The organism is bacterium SCSIO 12844, from assembly GCA_024397935.1.
In the GTDB taxonomy this organism is placed as follows: Bacteria; Pseudomonadota; Gammaproteobacteria; order Francisellales; family Francisellaceae; genus M0027.
In genome coordinates this window covers 731,234-752,818 of sequence record CP073743.1, presented here as the reverse complement: position 1 = coordinate 752,818, position 21,585 = coordinate 731,234, and the positions used below count along the sequence as shown (strand labels likewise).

At 28.4% G+C, this 21,585-nt stretch carries 13 protein-coding genes; 3 read left to right on the top strand and 10 right to left on the bottom strand.

The features are described 5' to 3' along the window. Positions 1-8 precede the first annotated feature (8 nt). The 7 genes from KFE69_03610 to KFE69_03580 form a co-directional block, all read right to left on the bottom strand. Entirely contained in the window at positions 9-2,369 is a 2,361-nt protein-coding gene (locus KFE69_03610; GenBank protein ID UTW43242.1) for a hypothetical protein, read from the bottom strand. Between the two features lie 88 nt (positions 2,370-2,457). Then, positions 2,458-3,336 carry a hypothetical protein gene (locus tag KFE69_03605; protein ID UTW43241.1) on the bottom strand — a complete coding sequence of 293 codons (879 nt, stop codon included), beginning with the start codon at positions 3,334-3,336 and terminating at the stop codon, positions 2,458-2,460. Positions 3,337-3,354: 18 nt separating this feature from the next. Further along, positions 3,355-3,963, bottom strand: a complete 609-nt coding sequence (locus KFE69_03600) for a hypothetical protein (GenBank protein ID UTW43240.1) — start codon at positions 3,961-3,963, stop codon at positions 3,355-3,357. A 210-nt stretch (positions 3,964-4,173) separates the two neighbouring features. Further along, positions 4,174-4,392, bottom strand: a complete 219-nt coding sequence (locus KFE69_03595; protein UTW43239.1) for a hypothetical protein — start codon at positions 4,390-4,392, stop codon at positions 4,174-4,176. A gap of 192 nt (positions 4,393-4,584) precedes the next feature. Continuing rightward, the gene (locus KFE69_03590) at positions 4,585-5,367 is read right to left on the bottom strand and encodes a hypothetical protein (GenBank protein ID UTW43238.1); all 783 of its coding nucleotides are present in this window, start codon (positions 5,365-5,367) and stop codon (positions 4,585-4,587) included. A 37-nt stretch (positions 5,368-5,404) separates the two neighbouring features. Beyond that, positions 5,405-5,575 (bottom strand): hypothetical protein, encoded by a 171-nt coding sequence (locus KFE69_03585; protein UTW43237.1) that lies wholly within the window; start codon positions 5,573-5,575, stop codon positions 5,405-5,407. Between the two features lie 109 nt (positions 5,576-5,684). After that, positions 5,685-7,421 (bottom strand): hypothetical protein, encoded by a 1,737-nt coding sequence (locus KFE69_03580; protein ID UTW43236.1) that lies wholly within the window; start codon positions 7,419-7,421, stop codon positions 5,685-5,687. A gap of 806 nt (positions 7,422-8,227) precedes the next feature. Here KFE69_03580 and KFE69_03575 point away from each other — a divergent pair. Beyond that, entirely contained in the window at positions 8,228-9,067 is an 840-nt protein-coding gene (locus KFE69_03575; protein ID UTW43235.1) for a hypothetical protein, read from the top strand. A 149-nt stretch (positions 9,068-9,216) separates the two neighbouring features. Here KFE69_03575 and KFE69_03570 read toward each other — a convergent pair whose 3' ends face one another. Both KFE69_03570 and KFE69_03565 read right to left on the bottom strand, forming a co-directional pair. Continuing rightward, positions 9,217-10,713: a hypothetical protein gene (locus KFE69_03570; GenBank protein ID UTW43234.1), complete on the bottom strand. Its 1,497-nt coding sequence runs from the start codon at positions 10,711-10,713 to the stop codon at positions 9,217-9,219. Between the two features lie 105 nt (positions 10,714-10,818). After that, positions 10,819-13,737 (bottom strand): DotA/TraY family protein, encoded by a 2,919-nt coding sequence (locus KFE69_03565; GenBank protein UTW43233.1) that lies wholly within the window; start codon positions 13,735-13,737, stop codon positions 10,819-10,821. Positions 13,738-14,363: 626 nt separating this feature from the next. On the opposite strand from KFE69_03565, the gene KFE69_03560 reads away from it, so the two are divergent. Next, positions 14,364-15,209 carry a hypothetical protein gene (locus KFE69_03560; GenBank protein ID UTW43232.1) on the top strand — a complete coding sequence of 282 codons (846 nt, stop codon included), beginning with the start codon at positions 14,364-14,366 and terminating at the stop codon, positions 15,207-15,209. A 132-nt stretch (positions 15,210-15,341) separates the two neighbouring features. Beyond that, on the top strand, positions 15,342-16,622 hold the full coding sequence (locus tag KFE69_03555; protein UTW43231.1) for a hypothetical protein: 1,281 nt from the start codon (positions 15,342-15,344) through the stop codon (positions 16,620-16,622). 37 nt (positions 16,623-16,659) lie between these two features. Here KFE69_03555 and KFE69_03550 read toward each other — a convergent pair whose 3' ends face one another. Further along, complete coding sequence (locus tag KFE69_03550) at positions 16,660-21,309, bottom strand: hypothetical protein (GenBank protein UTW43230.1); 4,650 nt, start codon at positions 21,307-21,309, stop codon at positions 16,660-16,662. Positions 21,310-21,585 lie beyond the last annotated feature (276 nt).

Genomic DNA, 21,585 nt, shown 5'->3' with positions numbered 1-21,585 from the left:
ATAGCCTATCAATTAAGTTGCTGTTGCTGTTTATACTCTTGTACTTTCGTACTTATAAATATAAGTTTTGCATTATAGGTAGAGTTTTTAGTATATTTACCTGAATTTTTCATTTCTGAGGTTAATCGAAATATTAAGTTTTCTAGCTTATTAACTACATCTACATCATCACTTCTCATTTCACCTATTGCCGTATGTGCTTTTTTAGCTTCTTTTCTAAAATGGTGTCTCAACCCCCAGCTTGAAGTATATTCTTTTAATACCTTCATACATAATTCCAATAATGTTTTTTGCGTGAGTTCTATTTTATTGTCATCACTTTTATTTGAATATTTTTTAAAACATTTATCAGTTAAATTCGTAATAATAGGCAGTCTTTTTTTAGTTCCCTTATGAGATTGCACATCAACTGCATGTTTCTGACATTCAGTCTTAGTACTAATCAATGCAGCATGATAATTGGTATTTATGCCACCAACATCTAGTTGTTTATTTGGTAAATTAGACAACGATTTTTTGCTTGATTTACTTTTATCACTGCCACAATCTAAAATAGCAACCAGTGAACCCGAACCACGTGTAATATATTGATCAACAATCTTTAATAAACCAAAGGTAAATTTGCTACCATTATTATTTTTTTTAAATGCTTCAAAGCATTGATTTATTTTAGCAGATATATCGACATTGATAGTTCCACCATTTTTATTTTTTTCTGAATAAATAATATTCGTACTATTGGCATAGGCAAGCATTAACTCATTCATATTCTCAATTTTTAAAAAACGCTCATTCGCACTTTTACAGCCTTTTAAATTAAACTGATCGATTGATAGCTGCATTGCTTGAATAATTGAAGCAAACTTTTTTTGTCCTTTCATTTTGCTTGGATCATGACCATGAAATTTAGCACTATATAGTTTTAACAATGCACTCGCTATTTGATTCTGTTTTCCTTTACCCTTATTTCGATTTTCATTGATATCATTATTAAGTATATAATCTTTAATAGCTACAACTGTAGTTTTAGTCTGATTAAAGTAGCTAGATTGGCAAAAAAGTCCCTTATTTTCATTTTTATTATTTAAAAATTTCTGATAATGGTGCTCTATAAACTTTAAATTATTCTTACATTTTTGAGGTAAAAAACCTAATCTCTCCATTGATGTAAATAATGCTATATCTGCAAAAATCAATGCTTCTTTTACTTCATCCGTAGACGATGTATATTCAAGTTTTTTTGTATGCTGATTGACAGCTAAATTAAACGCATAACAAAATGGTCTATTTTTTCTTTCACTCTCAGGTTTATCAAGCTGTCTTTTATTATATCGATGTAACCCTTTAAAAATTTCTTTTGCTGATGCTTGTTGATTACAGGAATCAAAACCGCGAGGAAGTGAAGTAAATAGATTATATACAACAGAGCACTGCTTATTAAAGTCAATAAACTTTGCATAATAATCAAAAATTTTTTCTAGTTGCTCTTCAATTGATAACTTAGTACCGTCTTTCAAAGTAGGGGTTGTTAAAGAAGGCACTCTACCCTGTGTTTGGATTAATTGATAAGAATGCTCATCTTTTTTATCTTTCTTAAAGCGTTGCATTAACATTAGCGCCGGTTTTGCACGTTTTTTACTATGTGAAGAATTACCATTTTCAGGGGCAGTAATCAACGTCAATTGAGATAATAGTTGATTAGTAGAAATTATATCTATATCTTCAGCTGTTTTATCCTTAAGCGATTTTTTCATTTGATTATGACTTGGATAGTCTACATCAAAGAGCTTACTATAGCTTGCAACCATCGACTCTATTAAAATGGCATATGGTTCTCTCAAAGTATCTAAATATTCATTTAATTGCTGAACGGTTATTTTATCTTTAGAATTTAAGTAGGCAGCTAAATCGTGATTTAATAATTTATAAATTTGATTAAATACCAATTGTTGTAAATTATTTTTTATTGAATCTCTTTTATTCTTATCATAGTTTTCAGTTAATACTCTAGTTATTCTTAGTATATGCATATACATTTCTGTATGAATTGGTGTAATAGAAAAACGCTCGCTGCCAACAATTAGCTTATTAAAATTATTCTTTAAGTTTGCATAATTTTTGTTTTGCTTATCACCTTTCAAAGCACCTTCTAGTTGATTATAAAATTTTTGCTTGTCATTCACATCATAAACTAATAAAGCTGTCTTATCTTTTAGATTCTTATTAGTAGCACGTTTAATTGTAGCATTTGTTAAAATTTGTCCTTGAGTAGTAAATTTAATATTATCTTGTGCTAGCTGTGTCAATTGTTTAGCATTTTTAATTTCTACTTTATTTTTATCGTATATAACTTCAATATTCTCTGGCATAACTGACACCTTAATATCACAATTAATAATTTATTATTATGACATTTGAAAATTTCAATTATAATCGTATGAATTACCTGATATAGCTTTAAAATGAAAAAGTTAAGCTCTTTGAATTATTTACACTATTTTGACTATTATTATCTCTAAATTGTTCAAACATTGGCATACCGACTAACGTATCTTTATTTTTAAGCGCATTAAATTGGTTAATTTGTTCAGTTTGTTTTGTTTTTATCAATTCACTGAATTTTCCTTTTAGGCTATTATCAAGTACTAAATACTTTAAATTAACACCAAGCATTACACATTCATCTAAAAAACTTTCGATTTGATTCTGACTCCAATTACCGCCAAGTTTTATCTTTGAGTGATTAGCTACTCCTTTTATCTGTACTATTTTTGCTAGTAATTTAGCATCAAATTTATTATTTTCTGCTTCAACTTTCCAGGCCCCACTCTTAGAAGCTACTTCCTTAAAGTTAACAACTTCTGCATGGCTAGCAATATCTTTTAAAGAGTAAGTTGTTGTTCTTTTATTCGCAGCTATTATGGTTTCAACTTTACAGTCTTTATCCGAAATTAATTTTTTAATTTTACTTTCCAAAAACTGATCATAATAATCCAAACGTTTAGATTTTAAATGATCATAAACCGATTTTTTCTTTTTAGATAAATAATTTTGTAATTGCTTTGCTTCGCTAAACTCCCATAAAAATAATTTATTAAGATCCTGCTTATTATTGTTAATATTGTTATCTTGAGCATTTAATATTTCATTTTGGCTAATTGATTGAATATTAGACTCATTAAGCTCCATTTCCCTTATTTTTTTTAAAAAATTTAATCTAAATTTCTGCTTATTATCTTGAGAAACTGATTCCATTAAACTAAGATATTTATCTTTAATCTTTTTATATAGTTTTGTTTGTTTTTGTTTGATTGATGAGAGCTTTGGATTTGCCATTTTTAAAGCATCCTCCCTTTAACCATTAAGTCGTAACGATAAATCATTACTTGGAACATGCTGGTTATTATTACCAAACTCAAAAAATAAATTATCTGGCTGTGAAACTGAATTTGCTGCGTTATTGTTGTTATTAGTCTGTGCGTTATTTTGATTAGTCAAGATTGGATTATTGGCACTTGTATCACTTTCTATAGTTGGCGAGGTATTATTTTGATTTAATCCAAATAGAGATTCAGGGTTTTCTAGCTGTAATCTTTTAAACAAAGCATTTAACGATTGTAAATTTTCTTTTTCTCCTCTCGCGTATCGAATTGTTAATTCTAGAAAAACACCAATAATAGCTAAATTATCTATAAGTAAATCTGTTCTTTGACTAATACCATCTTTAGCTTTTTGATAACTTTCACCTATATGATTTGTCAAGCCTCTTGATAATTGCTCTTTCCCTGCTGGGCTTAAGCTATTATATTTCTCTAAGAGTCTAATTACTCGCATGCTAGCTAAATCATTTAAGCCCTGCAACTTTTCAAATGCGAAATTTTTTAGGCTTTCTTTTTGACTATTATCTAAATCATTACTATTTTTTAATAATTCTGAAATTCTTTTATCATTATATTTAGACATACCTAGAATACTCATATTATATTGTTCACAATATCTACAATAGTTGATATAGCATACCTATTTTAAGCGTAAGGTTTACGATATTTTTATTGATTAAATATTTAAATAAACTCTTACTTTTATATTAATTAGAATTAAACTACCATCAGAAAAGCTGGTAGCTTATTTTTATTAGCCCCACTAAGAGACATGCTAACCCCCTAACTATCGCTACAGTTGGGAATCTTGTATACTTTCAAATACTTGATTATTTGCTACTACATCCCTTTTATAAAATAACTTATCCGTGTTATTTTTTTCTACTATCGGTTTATCTTTGTGTTTTTTCTTATTTTTAGATTTTGAAAGAGAAATTGTTAAAGCATCCGTTAAGATATTTTGGATATCTTTAACAGATTCATTTATTTTAGGCTTATTACCTATCTCCAAAGAATTTGCAAGCTTAGTATAAGCAGTTGATATAAGTTTAAAGATAGTTTGTATTATTTTTTCTTTATGATCTAATTTTTTGTCATCAAACTTTAAATCAAAAATAGCATAAAGTGTATTAGTTCAGACTTAATCTGACCTTTCTAGCTGACTAGAGGAGAGTTACCCGTTTTGATAAAGATGCACACTTGCTTACCGCAAAGCATCATTTATAGCTTCAAATACAGAACTATTTCCTACTTCTAAATCCCTTTTATAAAATGGTGTATCTGTATTTTTTACTACTATCGATTTATCTTTTTTCCTTTTTATTCTTAAATTTTTTCCTTCATCGCATTTTTTCTGTGCTTCTAGTATTCTTAACCGTCCTGATAGATAGCTATTTATTAATATATCATAGGCATTTTTACTTGATTTATTTTCGTTAGCAAAATTATACAAATGTTGAGTTTCGTCAGACCTCCCTTTACTCTTATTACTATGACTTAAAGCAAGAGATTCCATTATACTTTTTGCAATACTATTAGTATTAGGACTATCTTCTAATTTATCTGTCATCTTGCGTAATGCTTTATTTTCTGCCTCTTTAAACGCTTTAGCTAAACTTTTTGGTATTTTATATTCTTTATGATCATATTTTACTTTTATACCTCCATATTTTGCTTTATACAATTGAGTACATTTAGATAAAAGCTTATTAATACAGTCTTGAATTAATAATTGTTTTGATAGAAAGTCTTCTAATTTATTATATGCATTATCAAATTTAGGTCTCTTAGTAGCAAGATCATACAACCCTTGAGTATATGGGGATCTACTTTTAGATTTATTAATTTTTGCTTCATTAAGATATTCAAGTAGATAAGTTACAAAAAAATTATCGAGATTTAATAGATCATTGAACTCCTTTGAATGTATTTTATCATCCAATACTGATTTATAGCCTACTCCAGGCATTTTTTTGATCTTTTCCATTGCAAATTTAACTGCATAATACAAGTTATGTGGTATTTTAAATTATCATCATTATATGTTTTTTTTCTCCACCAAAGCCTTCTACTTTATTCAATTGATATAATTTATTTAAATGTCTATGAATTTTAGCATTACCTTCATTTACTATCGCTAATCGATTTTTTGTTTTATTATTTTTACTAAGATAATTAGAATTTTTGCCTGGCATATTTTTCTCCTAAATTTTACTTTGTAATAGAATACGAAATTTAGGAAAATTTAATAATCGTAAAGTATACTATATATCTAAATCACATTTTTATCATTAAATAAAAATATTAATGATTAAAAATATCCTCTATTAACTTAGGCCAATTATCTCGAGTACATTTATGATCAATAACTTGATTAAGTAAAAAGTTGTCTGTGTCTAATTCTTTATAGTCATATGTTTGGCAAATTGAATACATTTCGCTCCAATGAGCCCAGGTACACTGATTCTGATCGGCATAATGCTTAACACATAGCAATGATGATTCAAGTGAGTTTGGTGGGTTTTGACGAAATTTAAGTTTTATCATCAGGTTGTACCAATTCTCTATATTACATAAACCTTTCTTAACTTTAGTTGCAAAAAAACCATCATCTAAAGATGGATATTGATAAGTTTTACACTGCTTATACATTTCAGTCCATTTAGACCAAGTACAAACATTTTGATAAACATAGCTTGCTTTAATACAATCAAGTGTGTGCTCAAAGTTACTCTTAATTGATCTATCTATTTTTATTTGATAAGGATAACGTTCATTTGAAGAAAACGACTCAGGCATCGATGCAACAATAATATAAATTTCATTATCATTCTTATTTACATCAAACCTCACCTCACCATGATGTAAATCAAGCATTTTAAAATTATAATATTTTTTCTTACTATGATTGAAAATAACAACTTTTCCATTGAAATTAGATATCGTTTGGTTAGTCCCTTTTTTATCAGCCTCTAAAGAAACGGTGTATGTTGCATTCTGAGAGTTTATTATTTTAAAAGCATTATAGCTCCATCCTTTTGGCATATGTTCCCAATCAGGTCTAATATATTGTCCTTCTGTCCCAGAGTTAGTCATAATTTTAACATAGCGCTGATCATCATTCTGTCCCTCCATATGGCGATACCATCCCTCTTCTGAGCGACGGGCTTCATCTGGCGTTAGAAAGCCATAATCTCCCGCCAATTGTGCAGTAAAGTTTAGCCAATACTCTCTAAACTTATCTTTGCCAATTGCTTCATATAGATATTTTTGTGGTAAAAAACCTGTTCGTTTATAAAAAGCACCACCAATAACCTCTTCAGAAACATGACAAAATTTTGTTAAGTAATATAAAAATGTACTCATTTCATACTGATGCATCGCCCTACCCCAATTATACTTTTCTCCTTCTTCTCTATTAAAAAAAGAGGAGTGCCACATTGGTAGCTGTGGATGATGAACCAAAGAACTTGCCCCAATAAACCTAGTAGCATAATCCTTATTTCTAATTGCGGCATACCAATTAGCTGAAGACTCAATATACCAACCTGTGTCACCTCTATATCTAACAACACCATTATATTGATATAGATGAAAGGCTTCATGATCTAAGTTATTAATATCAGCACTACCAATTGTCATATATGGATTACCCCATTGATCTGTTCCAACACCATTTCCAACTGGAAATACAGTGTCACCTTGACCTTGATGCAAATAGATATTGATATAATTTCCATTAGTAATATTTGGTGGGTCAATCATTCCAAAATGATTCATAACATCATCTCGAACTTTATTTAACTCTGATAAAATAGTCTTTGCTTCTACAGAACGGTCTTTTGAATTATTCCACCAAACAACAAAAACACCATCAATCAAATGATGGCTATTATCTTTATTACCCCACTGTGACTTTAGTGTTAATGACCATAAATTGCTACATAATAAATTTAAAAAAATAAATACCAAACCTATAACAAATAACTTTTTTATCGTTGATACTAAACTAAATAAAACTATACGCTGCTGATCCTTCATTAGACATACTCCTTTATCTAAATAAGCCTTATCAGTAACCATTTAATAGTATTGAAAAAAGTTACTTGCTTACTTAAATCTAAGCCTAATTTTATTTTTGGTACTTTTAATAGTAAGAATTACGATATTTTTATAACTCTGCCCTAAAGTCAATTATTTTTTAAATTATCAACTTTCAATCAATTACATTGATATTATTTATTCCAAAGAAAAATTACATAATACAAAATAACTAATGTTATTGCATATACCCATAAAGAATTAGTATTAAAGCTTCTATTTGCAGTAATAGTGCCTATAAGCATCATAATTATAACAAAAATTCTAAAGTAATTTTTTAAAACCCACAACATGATTTTTTTAGCATAAAATAGAGAACTTATAATATTTTTCTTATTGAAATACATGTTTTTAGTTAACATTAAACAACCCTCATCAATTCAGTCTGATGATCATATTTTGGCACTATTTGAATATTAGTTTAATCGTATGTTTTACGCAATTAATCAAACTTTTAATTTGAACTATTCATTCAAAATATAGTATTTTCTAATTAATCAATATTATTTATGCTTTTAGTTTTAATTAAATGTTGTTTACATACTGCTTATCCCCAATTATTTTGTTGACTACTACAATATTGAATAAGCCATAATATTTGCATATTTAATTAGTTAATAGTATATTTTTCATTGTAGTAAATTTATAATAATCAACTCTAATATCAGTGAATAATTCACTTAGAGAAAGTTAGCAATTAAAGCATTAAATGAATTTACAGTATGTACTAACTATAGGCTTAATATATGAAGTTTAATATAACGAATAAAATGTTTGAAACTCTCGAATTTGCAAAATATTTAAAAAGATCTACAGAGTGTTCTCAACCAGTACAGCGTATTATTAAGATGCTCCCTAGTAATATTAGCACGTTTTCTTTTTTTAGATTATTTCCAAATGGTGAATGTAATATGATTTTACCTAAACCAATAAGAGCTTTATATTATGCAAAAAAAGAGTTTTGGAAATCAGATATTACGATGAATTTTAATTGTAATCTACCCATTTATGATAGAAGAAAATTTTTGGAACCTGACAAACAAAAGCAATATGACCAATTTATAAGTACTGAGGGCGGACTATCATCTATCGCGATTAGCCATAAGTTTCATTCGTTTAAAGATACCTTTTTTTTTATTTTCACAAACCCAGTTTCATCAGAAGATTACTGTAACATCTATAGCTTACTAAATAGCATATCAATTTCTTTTTATGCAGCAGCTCCTATTTTTCAAGCATCACAAATTCTACCAAAAACATTTCATGAGTATTTCATATATAAGGATATTGAGTATGATTTCGATCCATTTTCTGAATTAGCCACTAAGTTTAATTTAACAAAAACTCAGATGACTTACTTATTACCTTTAGCATTACATATGCCATTAAATTATTTTGCAGAAACCTTTCACCGTTCTCGAAGAACAGTAGAAAAGTATATAGATGATTTAAGATCAATTTTTGATATAGAAACAAAATTCGAGCTGTGCCAGTTTTTAACATCTTATTATATTCATCAAGTTAAACTATGGTGCAATGCTAATGAAAATATTGTTATTAAAGATGGTAAAATAATTTCTATTTAACTATCTATAACTTCAACTGTAAGTTTTCAAAGTAAATTTACAACACAACATTGTAACTGCATATCCTTATTTTTGTATAATGTTCTTTTTTCACTCGCTTTACTTGTTGTTTATGAAAAAATAGCCTTATTCATAACATCATTTCCTCGTTAATTTTGATATGATTCATTTTTTTGTATTTTTTTATTTTCTTCATCTTCAAGAAAATTTTTAAAAATCGAGTTTGGATCTGATTTGCCTTTTAATTGAAAAGTATTTGCACCTATATAAAGCTTTTGTATAGCATCATCCCTACTAGATTTATTTTTATCAGTAGAAATATTAAGAACCTGAAGAGCTTCAATGAATAGTAGTTTAAATACCTTAGGATCATATTTTAATATCATTGGAATATTAACTAAAATTACTGCATTTGCCAAATTTGTTTGTACAATAAAGCTTTTAGAGTTAGTTCCAACATTGGAAACTTTTTTTCCAGCTAAACCCAAAGATAGCTTACGGTTTTTAACTTTTGTACTTGCTTTATCAAGTAAACATTCTAGAAAACAATTGTTTATACTTACATTTGTAGAGTATATTGATTGAATAAGGCCCTGATTAAATGAAGCAGTTTTATCAAATTGTAATAAGCAACTATAATGATTTCCTACATCACGCCCACGATATTCTTTACTGACTTGATGTTTATAATCACAAGGTTTCTGTATTAAAAAAGACAAGTCGCTTGGTATTTCAGATCTGACACCAAAATTATTAATTGATGAGTCTTCCCAATAGACTTGCCTAACATAACATTCTCCATTATATAAGCCTAAACCTTGTACTTTTATGGCAAATACAATAATTAAATGATCTTTTTGCTTATTTCCTGATGAATTCTCTCTCTCTAATTCCACTTTAAATAAGAGTTGTTTAAATTTATCTTTTGTTAAAGTATGAGTAAAATTTTCACCCTGATATCCTAGTTTTCTGATATCTTTATCAGAAACACATTTTAATTTCTTAATCAAATAATCAGAAAATGACTTTAATTCATTAGGCATTTTAAATCTACTCTGTTGTATCTCTATATTACTAATATATTTTTTCTTATCTGAAAAATTTTTTAGTTTTGTGGTGATAGCTCTTTTCCTCGTTTGGTTATATTCAATTGCAAACTGATTGAGATATTTTGTACTATGCTTTGGATTTTTAGAGTCTTTAAAATTTGCATACTTTTGCATGCTATCTTTTGGAAGATTATATATTGATTCAAGTTTTTTAAGATTTTTAGCCATTAATAGCGTCTTAGTTTGGTTAGAGCTTAAATTTTTCGACACATTATTAATTGAAAATTCTTCTAACTTATCATTAAGCTCTGGAAGAACCATTGTCTCATGTATATAGCAAGCGTGGCTTTCTCTACCTAGTTGTAAATTTTTCTTAAAACCCTCTTCTTTATACTTAACACCAATAAATGCTCGCCAATGCGATGTGCTCCGTGACTTCCAAAATCCTCTTAAAACATATTGATCATTATCTTCTTTTATAATGCTAAATATTAATGATCTGTTAGGCTCATCAATTTTTGCAACAGGTATAAATGTTAGCTTTTTATTTTTACCAATGGTGATATGTATTTTTTCTTTATATTTTTTAAATGTCATTGCTTGCAACCACCTATCATTAATTTACACTACTAAAGAATAATTATTACAATAAGATTTTAATTGCCTATTTAATATCGTAAAGAATACTTAATTGTTTATTTACTACGTCATTAACTGTTTATTCATACCAGACTTTGCAATACTTTTACCAATACTTCCTGCAGTATTACCAATGGCCATATTTTTATTTGATTCTGCTTCGCCAACCTTATAAGCACCATCAGTTGCTGATTGTGTATAACTTTTTTGAGCTTGCAATCCTTCATTTAAAGTACTACCTCCAGCTTGTGCACCTTGTTGAGCCATTTGTGTGGTTGCACCTTTAAATTCTTGTATTTCAGCTTCTCCAGCACGCTCTGATCTAGTATTTCCAATCCACTGTAAAACTTTATCAGGAATCACATAAATTAACGAAAAACACTTTGTAAATGCCATCGCTAAAAAAGTTGCATAAATAAAGATAACCAAACAACTTAATACACCTCTTGAATAGGTAGCAGCATCTGTACCATCTCCAACAGGCAAAAGACTTAATAAAGAGTTTGTAACAGCCTTAAAACCTTCTGATGAAAATTGAATTAAAATATAGGTTAATCCAATTCCTGCAATCATACCAACAATCATAAATACAGGTCTTAAAACTAGATTCATACAAATTTGAATAGCAGGCTCTGTTTTACCAAATACTTCATGGCCTTCAGGGTAGACTAAACCTAAAGCAACAATTGGAGCAGCAACCATTGCTTCAATAGCAAGCAATAGCCAAGCAACTTTCCCTGCCCAAAATAAAATAAATGGTGTCAGTGGAATAATTAAAGTAAATGAAACACCTATTCCAAATATAGTTGTCAAAACAAATAAGACCATCGGCATCCAAATAAGACTTAAAGTAAAAGAAGCAAGTTTCATAGTCGTATGATACATGGCTTCAGCAAATTTTAGGCTCATGACATTTTGAGTAATACTACTACTCATTCCAAAGGTAACTGCATTAATAATTGATGCATTTACCGAATCACTTTCTAAATTACTAATCTTTTGATCTGCATCATTTTTAATTCCGGATAATTGCAATTTAGCTGTAGCAAAAATGTCTAACATATCACTAATTGTTCCTTCAATTAATGCCATACCAACTGATTGAACATTTTGTATCATGCTAAAGTTTTTCGCTGCAAATCCTTGACCTTGATCTTCTACATTACCAATATTATAGATTTGTTTAAGTAACCCACCAACGCTACTACCACTAACAGCACTACCGCCAAGTAATCGTTTAAAAATATTAGATAATAGATTCTCTGCAGGATCTGTCACACCATTTGTGTTAGGCTTACCAGAGTCAGTAGCAAAATTAACATTGTTGGCTTGGAAGAAAGTAAATAAATTAAGCGTAGGTTGAATTATAATTTCAATTAGCTGTTGTGGCGTTGGCGTTATTGTATCATTATTATTTATATAATTATTATAGGCCGATTGTGCAATGCTCGAAAGTATATATAAATATTGTGCATACTTAAACTCCACACCATCTGTAATCAGAGAATTAACTTGACTTGTTAGTTTAGAGCAATCGCTATTTGTGGCACATGAAGTTTTATTAGTAACATTATAAGCCTTATAGATAATTTTATTAAACGTATCTCTAACATTACTTAAAGAAACAGCAAACGTATTAGTTTTTTTGAGATTTGTATAGTGACTTAAATTAACCATATTATAACCACTAAATGCCATTGTTGCACTGCTTGGATCACTAGAGGTATGAGGTTTAAATGTATCACTTTGTGAATATGAACCTCCCCCAGAAAATGCACTTAAAGGTGTGTAACTTGTTTCGAATTCAAGTTTAATACTTTTATAAGTTACGGGAACTTGGGTATTGGATAATCCAGAGTTTAAACTTTTGGAAAAGTCATTAAAATTATTATATAAATTTTGTAAGTTTCCCGATAAGCTGTTATCTAGTGATAGATATAGCTGATCTGCATCCCACCAGCCATAATTTTTTGCCTTATAGCAAATATTATTTGTATCATCAAATTGACATTTTTGCATAATAGTTGATTGCTTAGATTCCAAAGACTTAATAATAATACGCGTTGCATCATCCAAACCTTTAGGGACAGAAATTTTATCAGGATTATTTAAAAAGTCCTTAGTATTAAAATCACCATATTGATGAGATAATTTAGTAAGATTTTGTTGGGCTTGATTTTTATCCATTGAAGGAATTACATATGTACCATTCCAAGTAGCATTGGTTAGCTGAACTTGTACATAATTATTTGCAGTGTTTAGAAGAGACCATGCTGTCATACCTCTTTTAATAAATGGCTCCCAGTCATCTTGTATAAACTTAATATCCGTTGGCCATCCTTTCCAAGTTCCATGGTTTATTGGAATAGCATACGCTTTGATAAAGTCACTTGTCACAGGTGCTTGATAACTAATATTACAGGAAATAGCATTATTTTCTTTTGAACATAGCTTACCATTACCTATAAACTTAGGGTTATTGACAATAGACTGGGTCAACTGACTCATCATATAGATAGATAAGTCACCTTTTATTGTATCATTAACACTGGTGCTAACAACAGGTGGCACTTTACCGTTAACAACTTCAGTAACAATATGCATCCATAAATAATCTGCAAATGATATCCCAGATGCAACCATAGCAAAAATCAAATACTGAGCCATGCAGTATCCTGATTTAAAAGGTATAGCAGCGACTGAACCAAAAATAGCCCTTAATGGAATCCAGTGACCACTCCAATTTCTACCTAGAAACTGACCATCTTTGGCTGTATTAACTGTACCAATAATGATAATAAAAGCATAAATGACAAACACGATGGCTAGCAAGCCTGTATTATAATAGCTAAATAAATAACCAAAAAGCGTTGTTGGCTCAGTATTATTTAAAATGGTACTAACATTAACACCAAAAATACTTTGCAAAACTGACTCTGAATGATCAGCAGCTGGAATATTTGCCCAAATCGAAGTACTCATATTGTACTCCTTTTAAGTAAATAGTTAATCCATTCATTGAAACTGCAACCTAATTTTTTCGAGTGGATTTGAAATGTCCAAAAATGAAATTTAAAAAATTTAGCTAAAAATACTAAACTAAGTGCTCCGCTTAATATAGCACTCATTAAATGGGATTTTAGTATCAAATATAATGTATAAACCAACAATATAATAAAAAGTGCACCAAAAAGCCTGTAATACCAAGTAAATAGATTAAGAGCACGATTAACTTTATTATTATCAATACCTAAATCATTAAGGTTTCCAAAGTCAATTTCATTTTGTACATGCTTACATTTAAATAAATATCGAAAAAGATTAATTAAAAAACTTTGTTGATGATAAATGCCATCAAAGTTAGTAGCTTTTCTAACTATTTTTCTTGTTCGCTTAAACCAGACCATCTCAACCCCTTAGTTATTATTAGTTCTTTAGAGAAAATTAAGCTTTCATAATTGAAACTATCAGAATAAAAAAATAGATTGCATCGTAAGAATTACCCGAAATAAAAATTAATCAGTCAAATTGGCGTAATACTTACTATATGAATTAGATTACATCGAGATTAGTCTGCAAATTATGTTTAATTAATTTGGTTAATAGAAATGAAAATAATAATAGTATGCTTACTTTTAACTGTTACCTTAAATTCAGGGTATGCCAACTCCACAAAAAATGGTACATATCATTTTAATATTAAGAATAACTCTAGATTTGAAATTTCACTTGAAAATAATGATGGATATGGAAACTGTGATGTTTTTTCAGGCTACTCTCCAATGAAAGTATTTCATATTAAACCATCTCAAACATTTTCTTTTACATACCAAGAAAATAATTGTCCATATGACCCTAATGATGCTTATGAGCGTATTGGCTTTGCAATTTATCCAATAATAAATGGAATTGATCCACTAGCTAATGGACCAAATTATAACTGGTCTCCAATAAGAAGTACATTTATTTTCCAGAATCAAATTGTATCAGGAAAATGGAAACTTATACTATACCCTAAAGACTCAATATTACAAATGAGTCAAGGAACGTGCTCTGGTAAAAACTGTATAAATACTTACGTTGATGATACAGATAATACAAATATCAATATAATATATTCAGCAAATATGAAATTTGCTACTATTGGTTTAGGTAACATAGCTATTACGAATGGTTATGGTGCTGAAGTTACTCCTATAAAAGACTCAAGTGGGCAAAATAGATATCCTCTAGATGATAACTCAGAAAAATATATTGTACATTTTTCTAAGTCATTGAAAACATGCCTTATTTCAGAAAATTTGATCAACTGTAGTTCATCAATTGGTTTTACAGCACAAAATGATACAATTAAATTTTTTTGTAAACAAAAATCTATAAGTGATCCACAGTGCCCATGGACTACAGTTAATGATAGTCAAAGTTTATCTCATATAAATATTTATAAAAGCTAAGCTTACCTGAGTTAACTTTCTTATTTATAAGTAAATTTAGACTTCATTTTTCGTAACTTCTACGATTTCAATATACCTAACTTATTGTAATCATATAAAACTATTAACAGACTACAAAAGGATAGGTAGCTAATGATCCAACAGGACATTGCCAAATACATTTCTGATTACCTACAAATAAAGGATAATGATAAGAAAATAAAACAACTTATTATTACTACTGCACGAAATACCCTAAAGGATAACGATATATCTCAATTACATAAAATTAAAGTTACAGAGATCATACAATCAAAATATAATAAACCTCCCATAGTTATATTCAAACAACTAGCAAAAATTGGAAACTTTTCCAGACTACAAAACAAACATATCCCTTTCAATACTCTTTTTATCTATCAAATTGCTTTAAACATCATAAAAAACTTAAACAATGATGATTTGAAAGCTTTTTTAAAACATGATAAAAAAATTATTTATAATGCCGCTGTAGATATATATATTGATATATCTCATCGCCTAACACATTTTCACAATCAAAAAATAAATAAAATTAAAGACATTACTAATTTTAATTCAATAGAAATTGCAAACACATTAGCTTATCTATGTAAATATAGGCCAAAATCTTTTAGTTTATGTATGAGAGATGCTATTAACACTACACTGGAAGGTAATAATAAAAAAAGCCGCAAAAGATCATATTCAATGTCTACTCAACTTGATAACCATAAACTATCAAGTAAATTTATAAACTTTATAAATGCATCACTTAGCTATTCTGATCAAAATATACCCTTAAGCAAAAGCTTTCTTAAGCTGTGCTACAGTGGCTCTTGGTCTCAAGATTCAATAAACATCAAGTTTATCTCAAATTTTTTATCAAGACTTATACAGGATAAAAAGTTGAAATTTGATAAAAACAAAGGGGAAAATTTAAAATATCTAAAGCGATTAGATGAACTTGATTATGGCAGTATTTGTGATGCTTTTGAAAATAGATTAAATGATATTCTTGCCACTAGAAAAAAACTAAAAGATATCGATTTTTACCCTAAGCAAAAAATAATGCTTAAAAAATCTCCTTCAAAGCTAAAGTTAAATAAATCAAAATCCAAAAAAAATATCCCCCACCTAAAAATGAATACTAAAGATATTCCCTCCCCTATAAAATTAAATACTAATGATTCTCCTTCTCAAAATTTAAAGAAAATAAATTCTTCACCTAGTCTACTTTTTCACAAAAAGAAAAAAAGCCCTTCATCCTTCAGCTCATCACCTTTGAATTCTTCCCCAAGCCAATTATTTAACCAATTTTCTAAAAAACCAACTGTTAAAAACCTATATAGTCAAAAACTTTCGATGATTGAGGATGATATAGAGGAAAAAGAAAATCATTCCCCTACTCAATAGCAAAATAATTACAAATCAATTGACAGCTATAGAACGGTTATTTCATCCCTAAGATATCTATTTCTTTTTCAACTTTACAAGCTAAATTACTTGAATCTGTATGGTGCTTATAAAAGAAATAATTACCTCTATCTTCTGCAACTTGAATACCACTAGCTACAAGACCACCAAAAGGAGCTAATATAAGTGTTGTTATTGCAGAGCTAAGAAATCCAAGTATTCTTGTGATTATATGCGAGCTATGCTCTTCTAAAGCTTTAAAATTTTTCTGTATTTTTAGATTATTTTTTAATTCTTTTAATTTTTTAGTTTTTCCAGTTAATAAGTAATTTTTTTTGGCCTCATTTACAGAAGTTGTATATTCTGTAACAGCTGTAGATTTAGTACTACCTCTTTCAAATTTATTCTTAGAATACACCTCTAACAATCGTTGATATTTGTTAACTTCATGAAGACTATTTTGTCTTTCTGAAAGCGTATGTAAATAGTTTATCTTTAATTCCCTTGCCTCAAATTTTTCAATAATTAACTGTCTAAATAAATCATCACGATTAATTTTTGTCTTTAATTTGTTAAGGAGTTTTTTATTATTTTTATCAGTATTTATTATTATTTCGCAATAAAAGTATGCTCTCTCTTGCTCAGTTAATACATTACTTTTTGCAGAACTATGCTTATTGTATTGGTTATTTTTACTGTTATCTAAGTCTAAAGTGCTCTTTTTTCCAAATTCTCTTGATAAAAGAAGTTTGCTTTTAATGACTGGTTTCAGTTTTGATTCTATAATCTCAACAGCACTGTTTAAACTTCCTTTGCTAGCACCCCATTTTTCTAATAATTCTGTTTTCTTACTCTTTAAGTCTTGATTCTTTTTAATATAATTTATAAACTTTTGACCATTATCAGAACTTAGATTGTTTACTAGGTCTTCATTCTTAAATATTTCATTAATATCTTTATCAGAGTATTTATTTTTCTTTCCTTGTAATTCTTTATAAAGCTTATAATTTTTATCCGATGCAAATATATTTTTTCTAGCACCCTCACTGATATCTTCACTTTCTAATACTGACTTGAATTTCTGAGTCCAAGCTGTAATATCAAAGTTTGAAAGAAGGTTGTTCTTAACGTCTTGTTTCAGTTTTGAATCTATAATCTCAACGGCAGTTTTTAAATTTTCTGTGCTAGCACCCCATTTTTCTAATAATTCTGCTTTCTTACTCTTTAAGTCTTGATTCTTTTTAATATAATTTATAAACTTTTGACCATTATCAGAACTTAGATTGTTTACTAGGTCTTCATTCTTAAATATTTCATTAATATCTTTATCAGAATATTTATTTTTCTTTCCTTGCAATTCTTTATAAAGCTTATAATTTTTATCCGATGCAAATATATTTTTTCTAGCACCCTCACTGATATCTTCACTTTCTAATACTGACTTGAATTTCTGAGTCCAAGCTGTAACATCAAAGTTTGAAAGAAGGTTGTTCTTAACGTCTCGTTTCAGTTTTGAATCTATAATCTCAACGGCAGTTTTTAAATTTTCTGTGCTAGCACCCCATTTTTCTAATAATTCTGTTTTCTTACTCTTTAAGTCTTGATTCTTTTTAATATAATTTATAAACTTTTGACCATTATCAGAACTTAGATTGTTTACTAGGTCTTCATTCTTAAATATTTCATTAATATCTTTATCAGAATATTTATTTTTCTTTCCTTGTAATTCTTTATAAAGCTTATAATTTTTATCTGATGCAAATATATTTTTTCTAGCACCCTCACTGATATCTTCACTTTCTAATACTGACTTGAAGCTTTGAAATTTTTCTTCCAAAGTGTTTTTTGAATGTTTTTTTTCTATCTCGTTCCACTCTTGATGAGTCAAAGCTTTTTTAGTCTGCTCATTACCATAAGCCTCAACTACTTCCTTTTGTTTCCAAGAATCTCGGTTGTTTTTATTTTTATTTTTATTTTTATTTTTATTTTCGCATTCTGCTAAATAAAGATCATAAAGCTTATCATTATTAACATTTATAACCTGTTCTATTGCTTTATCTAACTCGCTATTACCTTTTTGCTCTTCTAATAATAATTTGCTTATTAGTTGATTTGTAACACCGCAATTTAAAAGAAGCTTATTCTTATAATCTGGTTGATTGCTTGATCCTATAATTTTTGCAGCAATTTCTAAACTTTTTGTGCTAACACCCCATTGTTTTAATAGCTCTTCTTTCTTGGATTTTAATTCTTTATCAGCATTAATATAATCTATAAACATCTGACGGAGACTTATTAAATCTTTATCTTTAAATATTTCATTAATATCTTTATCAGAATATTTATTTTTCTTTCCTTGTAATTCTTTATAAAGCTTATAATTTTTATCTGATGCAAATATATTTTTTCTAGCACCCTCACTGATATCTTCACTTTCTAATATAGACTTGAAGCTTTGAAATTTTTCTTCCAAAGTGTTTTTTGAATGTTTTTTTTCTATCTCGTTCCACTCTTGATGAGTCAAAGCTTTTTTAGTCTGCTCATTACCATAAGCCTCAACTACTTCCTTTTGTTTCCAAGAATCTCGGTTGTTTTTATTTTTATTTTTATTTTTATTTTCGCATTCTGCTAAATAAAGATCATAAAGCTTATCATTATTAACATTTATAACCTGTTCTATTGCTTTATCTAACTCGCTATTACCTTTTTGCTCTTCTAATAATAATTTGCTTATTAGTTGATTTGTAACACCGCAATTTAAAAGAAGCTTATTCTTATAATCTGGTTGATTGCTTGATCCTATAATTTTTGCAGCAATTTCTAAACTTTTTGTGCTAACACCCCATTGTTTTAATAGCTCTTCTTTCTTGGATTTTAATTCTTTATCAGCATTAATATAATTTATAAACGTCGGACCATTATCAGAACTTAGGTTTGATACTAATTTTTTTTGTTCAAATACTTTCTTGATATGAGATTCAGAATAATTATTACTCTCTAATAGTTTGTATAAGCTCTGACTTTTATTCCAATCAGATATATATTTTTTTGGATTCGAAAAGCATTTTTGTAATTCTTTTTTCTTTTGAGCCTTATCCTTTAAGTTTTTACTCTTTTCCACATAAACTATAAATGCATTAAAAAAATCTATATCCTTTAAGTTTTTTAGAACATAGCCTCTATAATCTTCACTATATTTTAATAGATGACCTATTGTGTTAGAATAACTAATGAAAATACACTTATTATCAGAGTTAATATTCAAATTTACTCCCTTAGACTCTAACTCCTGTAGAATACTAATAACTATAAGACTATTTATGGTATTTAGATGTTTTGCACCTTTAATTCCTAAATTCTCAGTATCAAGATAAGCCTCATAGTATGGCTTTGCTTCTAAGATATTGAGTAGCCTTAACTTTTGCATATTATATTTTTTATATCTATACTTGAAAGCTAAGCGTTGGCTATCTGTTAGTTTACTGAATGTAGGCAGTTCAACAAATTGACCATTTTTAACCTTTTGTACACTTGAATCAATATATCTACTCTTAAAAAATGCTTCTTTGATATACCATTCAGTTTGTTGTAGATGATAACAGTTACCTGCATATACAGACTCTAAACTTTTTATATGATTTTTTATAGAATCTTTACTTGGAACTCTAGTATTAGCTGAATCCGATTGTATTTTTTCTACTTTATAAGATTTAGTATTCTCTGATTTTTTTATACAAGATGCAAACCAGTCACTTGAATCTATTAACTCATTTACTATATAGATATCAAGAGTATATTTATCACCTTCAATCCAAGCCTTCATCCCTAACTTTTTTGCAGCTAGTATTCTTTTTTCAGGCAATTCTTTATCTATCTTTCCAGATTCACTCATAGTACCAATCTGCACTAACCGATTTTTATCCTTAGTGCTTTTATTCTTAGTCTTTTCGTTTGAATTAACATTACTAGCTCTTTGTGGATATTCTATATTCGTGACATATTCATAATTATCACAATCAGTCATTTTCTCTCTATATTTATCTATTTTATTAATTTGATCACGAGTCACATTATTTTTTTTTGTAATAAAATATCTATGAACTTTAGATAAATACAAATTAGATGCTGTTGAACTGCGCAAAATTCCTTTTCCTTTTATTTTAATATCTGTTTTACCTACATTATTGGCAAAATCATAATATGCATCAGATAGTTCACTTAGAGCTATTACAGCATTTATGCACATATCAGGATTATTTGACTTAATTATCACATTATGCAACAACTCCATATAAGCAAGAGCTTTTTTTACTACAACCTGATGACCCTTGTGGCCAGTTTTTCTATGAGAATATAAATACATTCTCATAGCTATGTGATCAGCTAAATTATTATAATAAGGATTAGCAAATAGCTCTTTAACTATACTGTCATCTACTCTTGAAACTTCCTTATTTTTAAATTTATCTATGATAGATTTTCCCAGTTTATTAGCTTCATCATTATTTTTTAGACTCTTTATAGCTTTATTATCCATATCAATAAATCCCTTCATTGCTGTATCTAAAGCTTTATCTAAATTACTATCTCGACCTTCAGCACTTGCATCTTTAAACTGCTCTGATATTTGACTACTAACAAGACTAACTAAAGTTTTTACTTCTACAACAACAGATGGAAATGGCATAACAATCCCCTTATTTCAAATTAAAAAACTAAACAATTTATTTTTATCAATAATTAACATATTTTTTAATCGTAAAAACTACGCTAACATTCCATTATTATTCTTAAGATAATCTGCCATAATTTGGCCAACATAGAGTAAAAATTAGTTAATAACTCACTAATCTATCAATTTTTTAATTGTTGGTTAGCTTGTCAATTACCTCACATCTTGTAGTTCTTAAATAGCGTAGACCTTACGATATATAACTATATATTTCTTAATTAGAATTATTGT

Bases quoted from the DNA above. Each gene is read 5' to 3' on its own strand.
- KFE69_03610 (UTW43242.1), bottom strand. From the start codon at position 2,369: ATGCCAGAGAATATTGAAGTTATATACGATAAAAATAAAGTAGAAATT.
- KFE69_03605 (UTW43241.1), bottom strand. From the start codon at position 3,336: ATGGCAAATCCAAAGCTCTCATCAATCAAACAAAAACAAACAAAACTA.
- KFE69_03600 (UTW43240.1), bottom strand. From the start codon at position 3,963: ATGTCTAAATATAATGATAAAAGAATTTCAGAATTATTAAAAAATAGT.
- KFE69_03590 (UTW43238.1), bottom strand. From the start codon at position 5,367: ATGGAAAAGATCAAAAAAATGCCTGGAGTAGGCTATAAATCAGTATTG.
- KFE69_03585 (UTW43237.1), bottom strand. From the start codon at position 5,575: ATGCCAGGCAAAAATTCTAATTATCTTAGTAAAAATAATAAAACAAAA.
- KFE69_03580 (UTW43236.1), bottom strand. From the start codon at position 7,421: ATGAAGGATCAGCAGCGTATAGTTTTATTTAGTTTAGTATCAACGATA.
- KFE69_03575 (UTW43235.1), top strand. From the start codon at position 8,228: ATGAAGTTTAATATAACGAATAAAATGTTTGAAACTCTCGAATTTGCA.
- KFE69_03570 (UTW43234.1), bottom strand. From the start codon at position 10,713: ATGACATTTAAAAAATATAAAGAAAAAATACATATCACCATTGGTAAA.
- KFE69_03565 (UTW43233.1), bottom strand. From the start codon at position 13,737: ATGAGTACTTCGATTTGGGCAAATATTCCAGCTGCTGATCATTCAGAG.
- KFE69_03560 (UTW43232.1), top strand. From the start codon at position 14,364: ATGAAAATAATAATAGTATGCTTACTTTTAACTGTTACCTTAAATTCA.
- KFE69_03555 (UTW43231.1), top strand. From the start codon at position 15,342: ATGATCCAACAGGACATTGCCAAATACATTTCTGATTACCTACAAATA.
- KFE69_03550 (UTW43230.1), bottom strand. From the start codon at position 21,309: ATGCCATTTCCATCTGTTGTTGTAGAAGTAAAAACTTTAGTTAGTCTT.